The organism is Enterococcus sp. C53, assembly GCF_040887425.1.
In the GTDB taxonomy this organism is placed as follows: domain Bacteria; phylum Bacillota; class Bacilli; order Lactobacillales; family Enterococcaceae; genus Enterococcus_B; species Enterococcus_B hirae.
Genome location: NZ_JBFOFT010000007.1, coordinates 1 through 14,122 on the forward strand (window position 1 = coordinate 1; position 14,122 = coordinate 14,122).

Genomic DNA, 14,122 nt, shown 5'->3' on the forward strand with positions numbered 1-14,122 from the left:
CTTTTGAAAGGGTGGTTGTTCATTCAACGTTTGCCAACTTTTTGGTTTATAACTTTTCCATTCATTTGGAGATGTTTTCCAAGGTGCAGGCACTTCATATCCATCTTCAAAAAAATGTACCTTTCCTTCAAAATCTTTCCAATTGCGAAAGAGATAGCGAAGTTCTTTAGGAGTGAAAGCCTTTTTATCTTTTTTTCTATAATACGTTTCATATCTAAATCATCAATACAATAATAAATGGTTACATTTTCATTATCTCTTGCACTGTCTAATCCAATTTTACAACCTCTAACAATCAGCTGTCCTGTATATTTGCGATTTTTCTCACATAGGTGTTCTATATTTTTTTTCGTAGCTTTATGTAGCCCAGGATTAAAATTGTTTACTTTATTTTTTTCAGTATCTTGTGTGCGTTGAAAATAGTAAGACCATAAAGGCCACCAATCTTTAAATGGTGAAATATATTTTTTCCAATTTATTGAAAAATCTTTTAAGTATTCAAGATTCATCGGATTTTTTGGGTGATCATATGTAATCGATGAAAAATGATTATTGTACTCTCTGATATCACAGGGACCTTGTCCTTCAGTAACACTTGAATAGAATCCTTTTTTTCTAATTTTTTCAATCTGTTTCTGTAAGTTTTCCGCTTTTGTTGATAAGCCATAAAATAGAATTATTTCCTGTTTCATCGTTCATTTTCCTTCCCATAAGTTTATTTATTTTTAGTTTTCAAGGTAAATAATAGCAGCAATAATCGTCCTCCTTTGAACTTTTTTCTTTTGTCCTATTCCGATTTAACAAAAAAAATAGTCATACTACGAAAATTAAAACACTCAACGTTCTTCCATAGCGGGAGATTGATTGTTTCTAATCGGTTGTTTTTTTAACTGAGTTCTCTGATCCATAATTGTCTTGTTTTTTTGTTCTGCTGTTTCAAACTCAGCTTTTCTAGCGAGATTTAATTTTATTCGTTCTTTCGAATAAGCAATGTTTTGATCAGTACTAGGATTAAAAAATTGATTTGTTTGATCAGTAGGAATCGATTTATCTTGTATTATTGCATCATAAAATGGCTTTTGGATTTTCTCATTTAGTTGCGGGTGAAACATATAAATTGGTGGGAGATATTGCTGATAATTTAACTGCCCTGTTCGCTTGATGACATCAATTTGGCTACATGGTATTTTCTTTGATATTTCATTTATGTTTATTACGCCGTATTTATCTATCTGTTCTTTTAATTTAGTATCCAGCCTTGACAATTTATATTGCATTGGTATAGTCCATTCAGAATATGTCAAAAGAATCCTATCTATTGAAGTTTCCTTCTGAGAACCATTCAGATGAGATGCGTGTGCTTGTTCTAGGAGAACTTTTAAGTGATTCTTAGCTAAAATTGTAATATCATTGTTGTTCAATCGTACCATTTGTTTAATATTTTCAAATGATAAATTTTTCCTTCCGTGAAATACTTCCGTTAATAATTGCCGTGTTTTTTCTTCAGACTCTACTTTTATTTTATTATTCTCAGCAGTTACATCTATATTATTCTCAATTAAAATGTTTTTTACAGTTTGACAACTCATCTCATGTTTTTTAGCTAATCGCAAAAAAAAATAGTTTATGTCTTTGCTCCAACAAACACTTCACTGATTCAACAAGCGCTTGTTCCTTCTTACTTTGAGTGCTTGTCTGCCCATTCTCCAATGGTTGTTGTGTTGAACAGCTGAACTCGCTATTACTTTCTATTGGCACGTTTGTATCTTGTACAAATTCCTTAGTTTCATATAAAGACTCTTGGACTTTGGTAGACAGCGTTGTTGATTGGGAAGTGTTTCTGATCCCCAACATTTCTTCTATTTCTAGTAACCGTTCGACATCTAATGAGTACTCCAAATGATTTTCCAGTTCGTTCTCTGGAGCAACTTTTTGTTTCTTATACGGGGGAACTTGTACTTTGTTATTCTGTTCTGACACTGCATGACTATATTGGTTTTGAATCATTTTCAGTTCATTTTCGTTAATAATGTTTTGCAACGTTCTCTTTCTTTGAATTGTTTCCGATCGCGAGTGTTGTTGCTCAGCAAGATTATCTGTATTATTTTCCGATAGAGGTGGACCAAAATGATGTCTGTTAGATGGAAACTCCTCTTTTTCTTGTTTTTCTGATTCAAGGCTCTTCTTTAAAAGATAGTCCCTAAATTCTTGTAATTGTTTATGTAACGAAACTGTTTGATCATCCGTAAGATTGCCTACTATTTCTGAGTAAGATAGCGATTTTTGTTGCGTATGTGTTTCTTCTTTTGTGTCTTCTGTGGAAAACCGTTGAACCTTTTTCGGCATTATAATACCTCCTTTTTTACTGCAATTAGTTTACCATAGTATCATAATGATGAAAGTTCCATATTTTTATGTAATAAAGAAGTAATTGTTCTTTACTTTTTATGTTTAGAATATAACTACCAATAAAAAAAACGATAAAAAAATCCAAAATTCTAAGGAATCTCCTTAAGAATCTTGGATTTTTAAAGGCCTACTTGTTAGGTCCTCATTCGTTGCTTTTAAGAATGTTTTGAAACCTTGATTCGGTTGATTGCACGATGCAAAGCAACTGTCGCACGTTTCAATTCATTCGTATCTTCTTTTTCTTTTGCTTCTGCGATTTGTCGCTCAGCACGTTGTTTGGCTCTTTCTGCCCGAGAAACGTCAATATCTCTTTCACGTTCTGCACTATCGGCAACGATTGAAACAACATTGTCACGAACTTCCATGATTCCGCCATTGACAGCAATCCAATCGACGTGGGTATCAGAGTCTGTTCTCTTCACACGGACTTCATCAATTGTTAATGGAACGATGATCGGCGCATGTTTAGGTAAAATACCAATTTCCCCCGCTGTAGTACGTGCTACTACGATCGCTGCATGGTGATCATAGACCAAACCGTCAGGAGTCACCACATTCACAGTTAAATATTGATCCATGGGGCACCCCTTTCTAGTAGCCTAGTTTTTTCGCTTTTTCTACGACGTCTTCTATTCTACCAACACTTCGGAATGCTTCTTCAGGAAGATCATCGTATTTACCTTCTAAGATTTCACGGAAACCTTTGACTGTTTCTTCAACTGGTACATAAGAACCAGGAAGACCTGTAAATTGTTCCGCTACGTTAAAGTTTTGTGACAAGAAGAATTGAACTCTACGTGCACGTGAAACTAAAACTTTTTCTTGATCAGATAATTCATCCATCCCTAAGATCGCAATGATATCTTGTAATTCACGGTAACGTTGTAAGACATGTTGGACTTCAGTCGCTACTTTATAATGTTCTTCACCAACGATTTCAGGTGCCAAAGCACTTGAAGATGAAGCCAATGGGTCCACGGCTGGATAGATCCCTTGTTCTGTCAATTTACGCTCTAAGTTTGTTGTAGCATCTAAGTGGGCAAATGCTGTTGCTGGCGCTGGGTCAGTATAGTCATCGGCTGGTACATAGATTGCTTGGATCGAAGTGATCGAACCTTTTTTCGTTGATGTGATACGTTCTTGTAATTGACCCATTTCAGTTGCTAACGTTGGTTGGTAACCAACGGCAGAAGGCATACGACCTAAAAGGGCAGATACTTCTGAACCAGCTTGAGTGAAACGGAAAATATTATCAATAAACAATAGCACGTCTTGACCTTCTACATCACGGAAGTATTCAGCGATCGTCAGACCAGTCAAAGCTACCCGCATCCGAGCACCTGGTGGTTCGTTCATTTGTCCGAACACCATCGCTGTTTTTTCGATAACGCCTGAATCTTTCATTTCATAGTAAAGGTCATTTCCTTCACGAGTACGTTCCCCAACACCGGTAAATACAGAAATACCACCATGTTCTTGGGCAATATTATGGATCAATTCTTGGATCAATACCGTTTTACCTACACCGGCACCACCGAATAATCCAACTTTCCCACCTTTTAAGTAAGGTGCTAACAAATCGATAACTTTGATCCCAGTTTCAAGGATCTCCGTACTAGTACTTAATTCATCAAAGCTTGGTGCTTTTTTATGAATCTCACTACGTTCTGCATCTTCTGGGAAAGATGATCCTAAATCGATCGTATCTCCTAAAACGTTGAATACACGTCCTAGTGTATCTTTCCCTACTGGAACAGAAATGGCTTTACCAGTATCGATAACTTCCATACCACGTTGTAAACCATCTGTTGATTCCATGGCAATGGTACGGATCACTCCGTCCCCTAATTCTAATGCTGTTTCAAGAACAACTTTTGATTTTTTCTCATCATTTTTATAAACAACTAATGCGTTGTTGATATCTGGTAAGGATTGGTCTAAAGAAAATTCCACGTCGACAACGGGACCGATTACTTGAACAATCTTGCCTGAACTCATCTTTTTTCCTCCAATCTCAATACTATTCTAGCGCCGAAGCTCCGGCAACAATTTCGGTAATTTCTTGGGTAATAGCCCCTTGTCTTGCACGGTTATAAGATACCGTCAAATCATCAATGATCGTTGCAGCATTATCCGTTGCTGTCTTCATGGCAGTCATGCCGGCAGCGTGTTCTGCTGTCTTCGCATCAACGATTGCACCATAGATTAAGCTTTCCGCATATTGAGGCAATAACTGCGCCAAGATTTCTTCTTTTGAAGGTTCAAAAATGTATTCTTGGTCAAAAGTAGTTGCTTCTTCTGGATCTAAATCTGAAATTGGCAGCATTTTTTCTACACGAAATTGGCTAGTTAGTGAATTGATATGATGATTGTAGCATACGTACAATTCATCAAATACTTCATTTTGATACATCGTTGTTGCCATACCTACGATTTTACGCACTTCATCAAAACTTGGTTGGTCCGATAAATTACGTAATTCGTAAGCCAAATTAATTCCTCTAGCTTTGAAGAAATCTGCACCTGTACCTCCGATTGCGATCATCACATAATCGTCAGGAGATTTATGGTCTTCTTCTAAAATAGACATTGTTTGCTTTAAAATCGAACTGTTATAGCCACCAACTAAACCACCATCAGCGGTAATCACGATGTACCCCGTTTTCTTTACCGGACGGCTGATTAACATACTATTGTAATTGATATCTCCACGAGGATTATCAGAAGCAATATCATTTAGTTGAGTAGCTGTCAAATGAGTGACGATTTCTCTGACTTTATTTGCATAAATCTGAAACTTCTGAGAAGAAGCTTCAGATTTTGTCAGTTTAGAAGCGGACACCATTTGCATTGCTCGAGTGATTTGACTCGTTTTCTTCGTTGAAGCAATCCGAGTCTTGATTTCATTTAATGAAGCGCCCATTCATCTCACCTCACTATGCATTTTGAATGGATTTCAATTTGTCTTCTGTTGAAGAAGTGTTTCCTTTTGTCGCTAAGAAAATATCTTTGTATTCTTGGATCGCTTGATTCAATCGTTCTTCTTCTGGAAGATCTTTCGTTGTACGGATCGTTTCAAAGATATCTGCATGATTCGTATCTAGATATTCAAATAATTCATGTTCAAAATCTAAGATGCTGTCAACTGGAATACTATCTAAGAATCCATGTGTCAAAGCATATAAGATAACTACTTGTTTTTCAACAGCTAGTGGTGCATGAAGTTTTTGTTTCAAGATCTCAACTGTACGACGTCCACGATTCAATTTCGCTTGAGTCGCAGCATCTAAATCAGAACCAAATTGGGTAAATGCTTCTAATTCACGGTAACTTGCTAAGTCAAGACGTAATGTTCCTGCCACTTTTTTCATTGCTTTGATTTGAGCAGAACCACCTACACGGGAAACGGATAAACCAGCATCAACGGCTGGACGAGTTCCGGCGTAGAACAAGTCACTTTCTAAGAAGATTTGTCCGTCAGTGATTGAAATAACGTTTGTTGGAATATAAGCAGAGATATCTCCAGCTTGTGTTTCAACAAATGGTAAAGCAGTCATTGAACCGCCACCTAAATCATCACTTAGTTTTGCCGCACGTTCTAGTAAACGTGAGTGCAAGTAGAAAACATCCCCTGGATAAGCTTCACGACCTGGAGGACGGCGTAATAGCAATGAAAGTTCACGATAAGCAACAGCTTGTTTTGATAAGTCATCAAAGATAATCAATACATGTTTGCCGTTGTACATGAATTCTTCACCCATTGCAGTTCCTGCATAAGGCGCAATATAAAGTAATGGCGCAGGTTGTGATGCACCCGCATTGACTACGATCGTGTAATCCATTGCTCCATATTTTTTCAAAGTTTCTACTTGTGTACGCACAGTAGAATCCTTTTGACCGATCGCCACATAGATACAGATCATATCTTGACCTTTTTGGTTAAGGATCGTATCGATTGCGATAGATGTTTTACCCGTTTTACGGTCACCAATAACTAATTCACGTTGACCGCGTCCGATTGGAACTAAAGCATCGATGGCTTTTAGACCTGTTTGCATTGGTTCATTGACAGATTTACGTTGCATAACGCCTGGTGCCATCGCTTCGACTGGTCGAGCTTTATCTGTAACGATTTCTCCTAACCCATCGATTGGTTGACCTAGCGGATTAACGACACGTCCGATCAAGGCGTCCCCAACTGGAACTTCCATGATTTTACCTGTTCGTTTTACTTTGTCTCCTTCACGAATGGATTCGAAATCACCAAGGATAATGATACCTACATCATTTGATTCTAAGTTTTGCGCCATTCCGTATGAGCCGTTTGAAAATTCAAGCAACTCACCACTCATCGCATTTTCTAAACCGTGTGCACGAGCAATCCCGTCACCGACATAAGTCACGGTACCGATTTCTTCGACTGAAAGCACGTTTTGATAATTTTCAATTTGTTCTTTGATCAAGGCACTAATTTCTTCTGCTTTGATAGCCATTCGATTCACCTACCTCTTTGTACTATCTATTTAATTGATTACGCATTTTTTCTAATTGCGTGCGAATGCTTCCGTCGATCACTCGATGGTTGGCTTCAACAATTGCCCCACCAATAATAGAAGAATCAACGATTTGCTTCAATTCAACTGTTTGATAGTCCATTGTTTTTGCAACATTCATTTCTAGTTTTTGTAATTGTTCATCAGAAAGTGGTACTGCTGTTTTTACACTACCTAAAAGTAGTCCTTTGTAATCGTTGTAACGGTGTTCGTATTCATCGATCATAAACGATAATTCAGACATCCGATTATAACTATAGACCACTTCTAAAAAGTTTTTCACGATACCGTCAAACCCACTGACAAGTTTATCCATAATGATTCGTTTTTCGTGAGGTTCTAAGCGGACGTCACTAAGTACGTTGCCTAATCCAGGTATTTCACTATAGATTTGGCGTAAGCTTAGTAATTCTTGGTAAATTTCTTCTGCGCTATTTGAATCGATCGCCAGTTCAAATAGTGCTTTACCGTAGCGTCTGCCGACAGTATATTTATCTAGTTTCATTTGAAGAACCTAGACCTTCGATATATTGATTGATTAAAGATTCATGCATTTCTGGAGACAATTCTTTGTTCAAGATTTTAGCCGCGATTTGAAGAGAAAGATCTGCTACATCATCTTTTACAGAGTTTAAAGCTGTATCACGTTCTAACATGATATCAGTTTGCGCTTTGCTTTTTAGACGTGCAACTTCTTCTTGCGTTTCCTTCAAAATATTTTGACGGCTTAATTCTCCACTTTCTTTCGCATTTTTAATGATATCAGCTGCATCAGAGCGAGACGCTAACAATTGTTGTTCGCGTTCTTGTTCCATTTTTGCTGAATTGATGCGAGATTTTTCGGCAGAATCTAAATCATTGGCGATCTTATCTTCACGTTTTTTCAAAATATCGCTGATTGGTCCCCAAGCAAAATGTTTCAATAGAAACATTAGTATCAAAAATGAGCCGCTGACAACGATGATATTACCTAACATCGGATTACCAACTTCTGCAATTGCCAATTGATTCAGCATAGGCTAGCCTTCCTTTCTTTAAGGTGTATCTCATGGATGATGAAGGAATCCTGACTTCAATGATTGAAACAGCCTCCTCAACGCCTTTTGTTCTAGTATTATGATGAAACAACTCAATTATTTTGAAAATAATCAGGTTGTTTTTTTTCAGTTTTTGACAATTAAAAGAGGATTAGTGACAGTAGTCCTATCCTCAAACAGTTAATTGATTAAACAGCAAAGACTAGAATCAAGGCAATAACCACACCTAGAATAGGAACAGCTTCAACTAAGGCTACCCCGATGAACATTGTTGTACGTAATTGACCAGACATTTCAGGTTGGCGTGCCATTGATTCGATTGTTTTAGAGATTACTTGACCATTACCATAACCAGCTCCGATAGCTGCTCCCATGATTGCGATTGCTGCTGCGATATAATTCATAATTTATTTCCTCCTAAATATAGATAAATAGTAGTTTGTTAAAAACGATGTTACTCTTCTACTTCAATCTTATGGCTCATATATACCATCGATAAAGTGACAAAGACAAATGCTTGGATGCTTCCGATAAACAATGAGAATGCGATCCAGACCATCTCTAAAGGAATTGCTAACGGTAATGAGAACCAACCTAAATTATTCATCATATTGGCAATCAAGGTAAGTAAAACTTCCCCCGCGTAGATATTCCCGTAAAGACGCAAAGCAAGTGTTAATAGGTTCGTAAATTCTTCGATCAGCTTCATTGGAAACATGAAACTATATGGTTTCAAGAACGAATTTACAAAATACCCTTTAAATCCAAGCTTTTTCACCCCGAATAAATGAGTAAGTGTGATCATTATAAATGCCAAAGTTAAAGTAACAAACGGGTCTGCTGTCGGACTTTTCCAAAGTGTTGTTTCGCTAGGTAAGACGATTTTCGTTATTAAACCTATATTATTTGCCACGAAGACAAACAAGAACAATGTAAAAGCCAACAAATGAAAATTATTCAATTCTTTTCTAGGCAGATTATCTGTTACGATCCCTCGGGTAAAGTCAATGACCCATTCCAGCGCATTTTGTTTCCCCGTTGGTTTCATCTTAAGATTTCTTGTAAAGAAGTAAACTAAGAAGAAGACAATCAAACAGGTCAATAACACCATCATACAAACAGTACCATCAAACCAAACCGGTCCAATATGGAACGTTAGCGAGCGTTCATCCAATCCATTTCACCTCTTTTCCCTGAATTTCACATAAAATCAAATTCATGTGTACATCTGGTTTTTCTAAATCGTTTTCTAACCAAACGGTATCATACCACCATGAAACAGAAAATTCAAAACATTTTCATGAAAATCAGACAATTTTTTATTTCAGTCAAAAAAGTTTGCTTTTTCCTAAAAATCATCGTGGCGTTTTACAAGAAAAAACCTGTGATATCATGCTTTATCAGATTAAATGCTAACAAATTTTATCATTAAGTAAACCTAAAAGCACCGAATATGCGAAAAAGGATAATGAAATTATCTAGAGAAATTTTTTAATGTTCGATCAATTTGACGATCCACATCTTTTCGTTTTAGATCTTCTCGCTTGTCATAAGATTTCTTCCCTTTCGCAAGACCAATCAAAACTTTGGCATACCCATCACGAATATATACTTTTAAGGGTACGATCGTGACCCCGGTATTTTTTGTTTCAGTCTCTAGCCGTGAAATCTGTTTTTTGTGTAATAGTAACTTTCTTGTTCGTAACGGATCATGGTTAAAAATATTGCCTTGTTCATAGGGACTGATATGAACATTATGCAAAAATGCTTCACCGTTTCGAATACGGACAAATCCATCTTTCAAATTGATTCGGCTGTTTCGGATCGATTTGATTTCTGTTCCTTGCAGCACCATTCCTGCTTCCATCGTATCGATAATCGAATAATCATGGCGAGCCTTTTTATTTTGGGCGATTAACTTTCCGTCGCCTTTTGGCATATGACATCCCTCCAAACTGGTATTCATAGTGGTTATTGGTTATTTTTTCTTTTTCTTCTTAATTCCCTTATAAAAAGGTTTTTTCCCTTTTTTATTAGATGGTCCTTTTCCTTTTTTCCGCTCATTTGAATAGGAATTTTTCTTTCCATTCCGTTCAGTATGAGATTTTGATGAACGTTTTTGATGACGATTAGAAGGACGATTTTTGTTTGACGTTTTTGGACGTTCTAATGGAACGATTTCTTCTGCATCAATCAATTCAAAGTCGATTGCACGTTCTTCCGGGTCTGCTTTGATGACTTTTACCCGCACTTTTTGACCGATTTTAAAAGTTAACCCTGTTCGTTCGCCTACTAATGCTAAATGATTCTCAATAAAGTGGAAATAGTCTTGTTTCAACTCATTGATATGGATCAAACCTTCAATCGTATTGGGTAATTCGATAAACAACCCAAATTTAACAACTGAACTGATGATCCCTTCAAATTCCTCTCCTACTTTATCCATCATGTATTCAGCTTTCTTCATTGCATCTACTTCACGCTCTGCCTCGACCGCACGACGTTCCATCTTCGAACTATGCTCCGCAATTTCGGGTAGCTCATTTTCCCAATAAGTTTGATTTGCTTCACTTGGGTCTTGTCCATACGAGCGAATTAAGCGATGGACGATCAAATCTGGATAACGTCTGATAGGCGAAGTGAAATGCGTATAATATTCCGCAGCTAATCCATAGTGCCCAAAATTATCTTCTGAATAACGTGCTTGTTGCATACTTCTCAACAGCATCGTATTGATAACAGCTGATTCCGGCTTGTCTTCAACGTTTTCAATGACTTTTTGAAGATCTTTAGGTGTGATCGTTCCTTTTGTTCCACGAACGACGATTCCTAGTGCGGAAGCAAAATCAAAGAAACGTTGCATCTTTTCTTCTTTAGGTTGCTCGTGAATCCGATAAATGAATGGAAAGTTGCGTTTATTAAAATGTTCCGCCACCGTTTCATTTGCCGCCAACATGAAAGATTCGATCAACCGTTCGCCTACGCCACGGCTTCGCAATAAGATATCAGTTGGTTGTCCATCTGGTTCTACGAGTATTTTTGCTTCACGGTCTTCAAAAGAAATCGCTCCTCGACGAATCCGCATTTCTTCTAAAATCTGATGTAGCTCTTGCATCTCTTGAAACATCGGCACTAATTGCTGATAACGTTCCATTACCTGCTCATCTTGTTCTTCTAAAATCTGATTGACCGCTGTATAGGTCATTCGTTCCGTCGTTTGGATGACACTTGGGAAAATATCATGAGATACCACCTGACCATTTGGATCAATCTCCATCTCACAACTCATTGTTAGTCTTGGTACGTGAGGATTCAATGAACAAATCCCGTTTGATAATCTTTGTGGGATCATTGGAATGACACGGTCGGTTAAATACACACTCGTTCCTCGTTCGTAAGCTTCACGATCTAACTGGCTTCCTTCGGTCACATAATTGGAAACATCTGCAATGTGTACACCTAAGAAATAATTACCGTTGGCTAATTTTTTCACAGTAACGGCATCATCCAAATCTTTGGCATCTTCTCCGTCAATCGTCACGATCAATTGTTCCCGTAAGTCTCTCCGGCCAACTAGGTCTTTTTCATTAATCGTATCTGGCACTTGATCAGCTTCTGCCAAGACATCATCTGGAAATTTTGTCGGAATCCCGTTTGAGACAACAATCGATAGGATATCCATTCCAGGATCATTTTTATGGCCGATGACTTGTTTGACAATACCTTCTAAACTGGTCGCGTAGTTTTTCTCAGGATAATGGGTCAGCTCAACCATTACGATACTCCCATCAACTGGTCGAATCCCTTCAGCTGCTGCATAAACTTTAAACTGATTCAATTTTTTGTCTTTTGGGATAACCACCCCATAAAGATCCGTTTCACTTATCTCTTCCTCTGTGTAAGCTACAAATTCCCCAGCTAATTGCGTAGTTGCTCGTTTGCGGATCTCAACTACTTTACCTTCTGCTCCACGATCCATCGCAGTATCGGCCGTTTTTATGATATCGATCGCTACCGTATCGCCATCCATGGCATACCCAGTTGCTTCTTTAGGAATATAGATATCATCTTCTTCTGGATCAATCGTCACAAAGCCGAAGCCTCTTTCATTGGCCCGAAACGTTCCTTCGATCAATACTGGTTTTAATGGCAGCTTCACTTTTCCTTTTTTGGTAAAGACCACACTTTGTTCTCGTTCCATTTGAGCGATCGTCTGAACGAGTAGCTTGAAATCTTCACTTTTTTGCAAGCCCAATCCTTGGGCGATTTCTTCCATTGAAAAGCTTTTTTTGCGCTCGCTCTCAATAAAAAAAATAATTTTTTCTTTCAATGTTTCTTTTGTCATTTTCATTCCTCATTCCAAGGTAAATTCTCTAGAAACTCCAACACATCTTTTTCCAGTAATTTTCTAGACTCTCCAACGGTGATCACATGTTTGCTGTTGGGATACCATTGAAGGGTCACTCTTTTATCGGCTAATTTTTTTGCTGTTTCGTAGACTCCAGCTGGATCAATCATTTCATCTTGACCGGCTTGGGCTAAAAAAACAGGTGCTTGGATGTCACTAAGTTTTCCTTCTGTAATTGCTGCTTGGTTTTGTATCTCTGCTAATTGCTGATAAACATTTGGTCGAAGCGCAGCGACAGTTTCTTCGATTTCCTGTTCAGATTCCCCTGCAAGTTTTAGCACATAACGTTCATATCGCTCAAAATTTTCTGGTACATGATTTTCAACTGGTGAAATCGGTGAGCAGAAACATCCGCCACCAATGATCTCTGACTGTTCTGCTAATGCTCGAACAGCGAAGATTCCTCCCATTGATAATCCAAAAACGGCAACTTGGGAAAAACCTTCTGCTTTTAAAAAGTGGATGGCTTGTTTCGTATCTTCCCACCATGTTTCCGTTTTTTGCGCTAAAATGTCTTGTGGAGCTAGCGTTCCATGTCCAGTAAATAATGGAGCATAGACAGTATATTCTGACTTTTCCAAATATCGAGCCAGCATGCGCACATCATTCGGACTTCCAGAATAGGCATGTAAGAGTAGCACAGCTCTCTTACTATGTTTTGCATAAAGGGGTTTTGGTAGACTTTTCATTAGGTTCACCTCGTTCTTCTCATTTTAACATAGATTGGCGATCCCTTAGGACAAAACCGCTCTTTTGGCAAATAAAAAAGAGCCGCGACGTCAATCACTGCTCTGCATGAAAGGAATTCTTTTTTCGCTCATTCAAATCAACTACTTAAAAAATTAAGCCGAAATTTTTTGAACGAAAAAACGATTCATAATTATTTCGACTAATCGTTAAATCAACTTTTTATTTAGAAGATAAAAAGGCTAGTACAAATAATAAAATCATCCAAATGGCACCCATTACCGCTGTCGAACGTTGCATGACTGCTTCAAAACCACGTGCTTTTTGTTTACCGAATAATTGATCCGCTCCGCCAGTAAATGCACTTGCTGCACTGTTTTGTTTACTTGGTTGCATCATGATTGCAATGACCATTACAATCGATAACACGATCACGATTCCTAAAATTACATTATACATTAAGCAGCCTCCTTTCCGTAAAATATCATCTATTTTACTTTATCATATAAAAAAAACTCTGACAACCTTCTCTTGCGAATGGGGCTCCAATTTTAGATAACATTTAGTATTAGTACTTATTCATGGGCAAAGACTGAAAAGACGAAAAAACCGAAAGAATAACACCGCTGATAGCCGGTTGCTACAATTTCGGTTTCTCTAATTTAAAAAAAGTTCATTTAGCGGATAGATCCACTTTTTGTCATTTCATTCATTGACGATCGTACGAAAACGAGTCGATTATTTACGAAGCACATCTTGATATTCAGGTTTTCTTTCAAATTCTTTCTTCGCATATGGACACAATGGAATAATTTTTTTACCTTCTCTTCGAGCTAGTTCTACGCCATTAAGCACTAATTTTTCTGCTAATTTTTGTCCACGATACTCTGGTTCTACAAATGTATGATCAATGATCATGATGTCTGGTCCTGCATCCGACCAAGTCATTTCCCCGATTTCTTTTGCTTCATCATTCAATAATACGAAACGATTTTTTTCTTCTTTAATTTCCATTTTCGCCACTCCCC

The 14,122-nt window shown here is 37.6% G+C and carries 16 protein-coding genes; all 16 read right to left on the bottom strand.

Annotated elements, in window-relative coordinates; all coding sequences use genetic code 11:
- Positions 1-23 precede the first annotated feature (23 nt).
- The 16 genes from AB3I42_RS09530 to AB3I42_RS09605 all read right to left on the bottom strand — a co-directional run bounded on the left by AB3I42_RS09530 (position 24) and on the right by AB3I42_RS09605 (position 14,108).
- Complete coding sequence (locus tag AB3I42_RS09530; RefSeq protein WP_010737982.1) at positions 24-692, bottom strand: hypothetical protein; 669 nt, start codon at positions 690-692, stop codon at positions 24-26.
- A gap of 144 nt (positions 693-836) precedes the next feature.
- Complete coding sequence (locus AB3I42_RS09535; RefSeq protein ID WP_368022461.1) at positions 837-1,613, bottom strand: hypothetical protein; 777 nt, start codon at positions 1,611-1,613, stop codon at positions 837-839.
- Positions 1,600-2,346, bottom strand: a complete 747-nt coding sequence (locus AB3I42_RS09540) for a hypothetical protein (protein ID WP_368022462.1) — start codon at positions 2,344-2,346, stop codon at positions 1,600-1,602. The genes AB3I42_RS09535 and AB3I42_RS09540 overlap by 14 nt, the downstream gene beginning before the upstream one ends.
- A 218-nt stretch (positions 2,347-2,564) precedes the next feature.
- Positions 2,565-2,987, bottom strand: a complete 423-nt coding sequence (locus AB3I42_RS09545; protein WP_010737985.1) for a F0F1 ATP synthase subunit epsilon — start codon at positions 2,985-2,987, stop codon at positions 2,565-2,567.
- 13 nt (positions 2,988-3,000) lie between these two features.
- A complete protein-coding gene (atpD, locus tag AB3I42_RS09550; RefSeq protein WP_010718594.1) occupies positions 3,001-4,407 on the bottom strand; it encodes a F0F1 ATP synthase subunit beta in 1,407 nt (468 codons plus the stop codon).
- A 22-nt stretch (positions 4,408-4,429) separates the two neighbouring features.
- The gene (locus AB3I42_RS09555; RefSeq protein ID WP_010737986.1) at positions 4,430-5,332 is read right to left on the bottom strand and encodes a F0F1 ATP synthase subunit gamma; all 903 of its coding nucleotides are present in this window, start codon (positions 5,330-5,332) and stop codon (positions 4,430-4,432) included.
- Between the two features lie 13 nt (positions 5,333-5,345).
- Positions 5,346-6,902 carry a F0F1 ATP synthase subunit alpha gene (atpA, locus tag AB3I42_RS09560; RefSeq protein ID WP_010718596.1) on the bottom strand — a complete coding sequence of 519 codons (1,557 nt, stop codon included), beginning with the start codon at positions 6,900-6,902 and terminating at the stop codon, positions 5,346-5,348.
- Positions 6,903-6,924: 22 nt separating this feature from the next.
- The gene (gene atpH / locus AB3I42_RS09565) at positions 6,925-7,467 is read right to left on the bottom strand and encodes an ATP synthase F1 subunit delta (protein WP_010737988.1); all 543 of its coding nucleotides are present in this window, start codon (positions 7,465-7,467) and stop codon (positions 6,925-6,927) included.
- Positions 7,454-7,978, bottom strand: coding sequence for a F0F1 ATP synthase subunit B (gene atpF / locus AB3I42_RS09570; protein ID WP_010718598.1), 525 nt, complete (start codon positions 7,976-7,978; stop codon positions 7,454-7,456). The genes atpH and atpF overlap by 14 nt, the downstream gene beginning before the upstream one ends.
- 209 nt (positions 7,979-8,187) lie before the next feature.
- Positions 8,188-8,403, bottom strand: coding sequence for an ATP synthase F0 subunit C (gene atpE / locus AB3I42_RS09575; protein WP_010718599.1), 216 nt, complete (start codon positions 8,401-8,403; stop codon positions 8,188-8,190).
- 50 nt (positions 8,404-8,453) lie between these two features.
- Complete coding sequence (gene atpB / locus AB3I42_RS09580; RefSeq protein ID WP_010718600.1) at positions 8,454-9,173, bottom strand: F0F1 ATP synthase subunit A; 720 nt, start codon at positions 9,171-9,173, stop codon at positions 8,454-8,456.
- Positions 9,174-9,473: 300 nt separating this feature from the next.
- Positions 9,474-9,938, bottom strand: coding sequence for an SsrA-binding protein SmpB (smpB, locus tag AB3I42_RS09585; protein WP_010718601.1), 465 nt, complete (start codon positions 9,936-9,938; stop codon positions 9,474-9,476).
- A 39-nt stretch (positions 9,939-9,977) separates the two neighbouring features.
- Complete coding sequence (gene rnr, locus AB3I42_RS09590) at positions 9,978-12,344, bottom strand: ribonuclease R (RefSeq protein ID WP_034867370.1); 2,367 nt, start codon at positions 12,342-12,344, stop codon at positions 9,978-9,980.
- 2 nt (positions 12,345-12,346) lie between these two features.
- Positions 12,347-13,096, bottom strand: a complete 750-nt coding sequence (locus AB3I42_RS09595; protein WP_034867368.1) for a carboxylesterase — start codon at positions 13,094-13,096, stop codon at positions 12,347-12,349.
- 220 nt (positions 13,097-13,316) lie between these two features.
- Positions 13,317-13,553 (bottom strand): preprotein translocase subunit SecG, encoded by a 237-nt coding sequence (secG, locus tag AB3I42_RS09600; RefSeq protein ID WP_010718604.1) that lies wholly within the window; start codon positions 13,551-13,553, stop codon positions 13,317-13,319.
- A 279-nt stretch (positions 13,554-13,832) separates the two neighbouring features.
- Entirely contained in the window at positions 13,833-14,108 is a 276-nt protein-coding gene (locus tag AB3I42_RS09605; RefSeq protein WP_010718605.1) for a GNAT family N-acetyltransferase, read from the bottom strand.
- Positions 14,109-14,122: the final 14 nt, after the last annotated feature.

Bases quoted from the DNA above. Each gene is read 5' to 3' on its own strand.
- AB3I42_RS09530 (WP_010737982.1), bottom strand. From the start codon at position 692: ATGAAACAGGAAATAATTCTATTTTATGGCTTATCAACAAAAGCGGAA.
- AB3I42_RS09540 (WP_368022462.1), bottom strand. From the start codon at position 2,346: ATGCCGAAAAAGGTTCAACGGTTTTCCACAGAAGACACAAAAGAAGAA.
- AB3I42_RS09545 (WP_010737985.1), bottom strand. From the start codon at position 2,987: ATGGATCAATATTTAACTGTGAATGTGGTGACTCCTGACGGTTTGGTC.
- atpD (WP_010718594.1), bottom strand. From the start codon at position 4,407: ATGAGTTCAGGCAAGATTGTTCAAGTAATCGGTCCCGTTGTCGACGTG.
- AB3I42_RS09555 (WP_010737986.1), bottom strand. From the start codon at position 5,332: ATGGGCGCTTCATTAAATGAAATCAAGACTCGGATTGCTTCAACGAAG.
- atpA (WP_010718596.1), bottom strand. From the start codon at position 6,902: ATGGCTATCAAAGCAGAAGAAATTAGTGCCTTGATCAAAGAACAAATT.
- atpH (WP_010737988.1), bottom strand. From the start codon at position 7,467: ATGAAACTAGATAAATATACTGTCGGCAGACGCTACGGTAAAGCACTA.
- atpF (WP_010718598.1), bottom strand. From the start codon at position 7,978: ATGCTGAATCAATTGGCAATTGCAGAAGTTGGTAATCCGATGTTAGGT.
- atpE (WP_010718599.1), bottom strand. From the start codon at position 8,403: ATGAATTATATCGCAGCAGCAATCGCAATCATGGGAGCAGCTATCGGA.
- smpB (WP_010718601.1), bottom strand. From the start codon at position 9,938: ATGCCAAAAGGCGACGGAAAGTTAATCGCCCAAAATAAAAAGGCTCGC.
- rnr (WP_034867370.1), bottom strand. From the start codon at position 12,344: ATGACAAAAGAAACATTGAAAGAAAAAATTATTTTTTTTATTGAGAGC.
- AB3I42_RS09595 (WP_034867368.1), bottom strand. From the start codon at position 13,096: ATGAAAAGTCTACCAAAACCCCTTTATGCAAAACATAGTAAGAGAGCT.
- secG (WP_010718604.1), bottom strand. From the start codon at position 13,553: ATGTATAATGTAATTTTAGGAATCGTGATCGTGTTATCGATTGTAATG.
- AB3I42_RS09605 (WP_010718605.1), bottom strand. From the start codon at position 14,108: ATGGAAATTAAAGAAGAAAAAAATCGTTTCGTATTATTGAATGATGAA.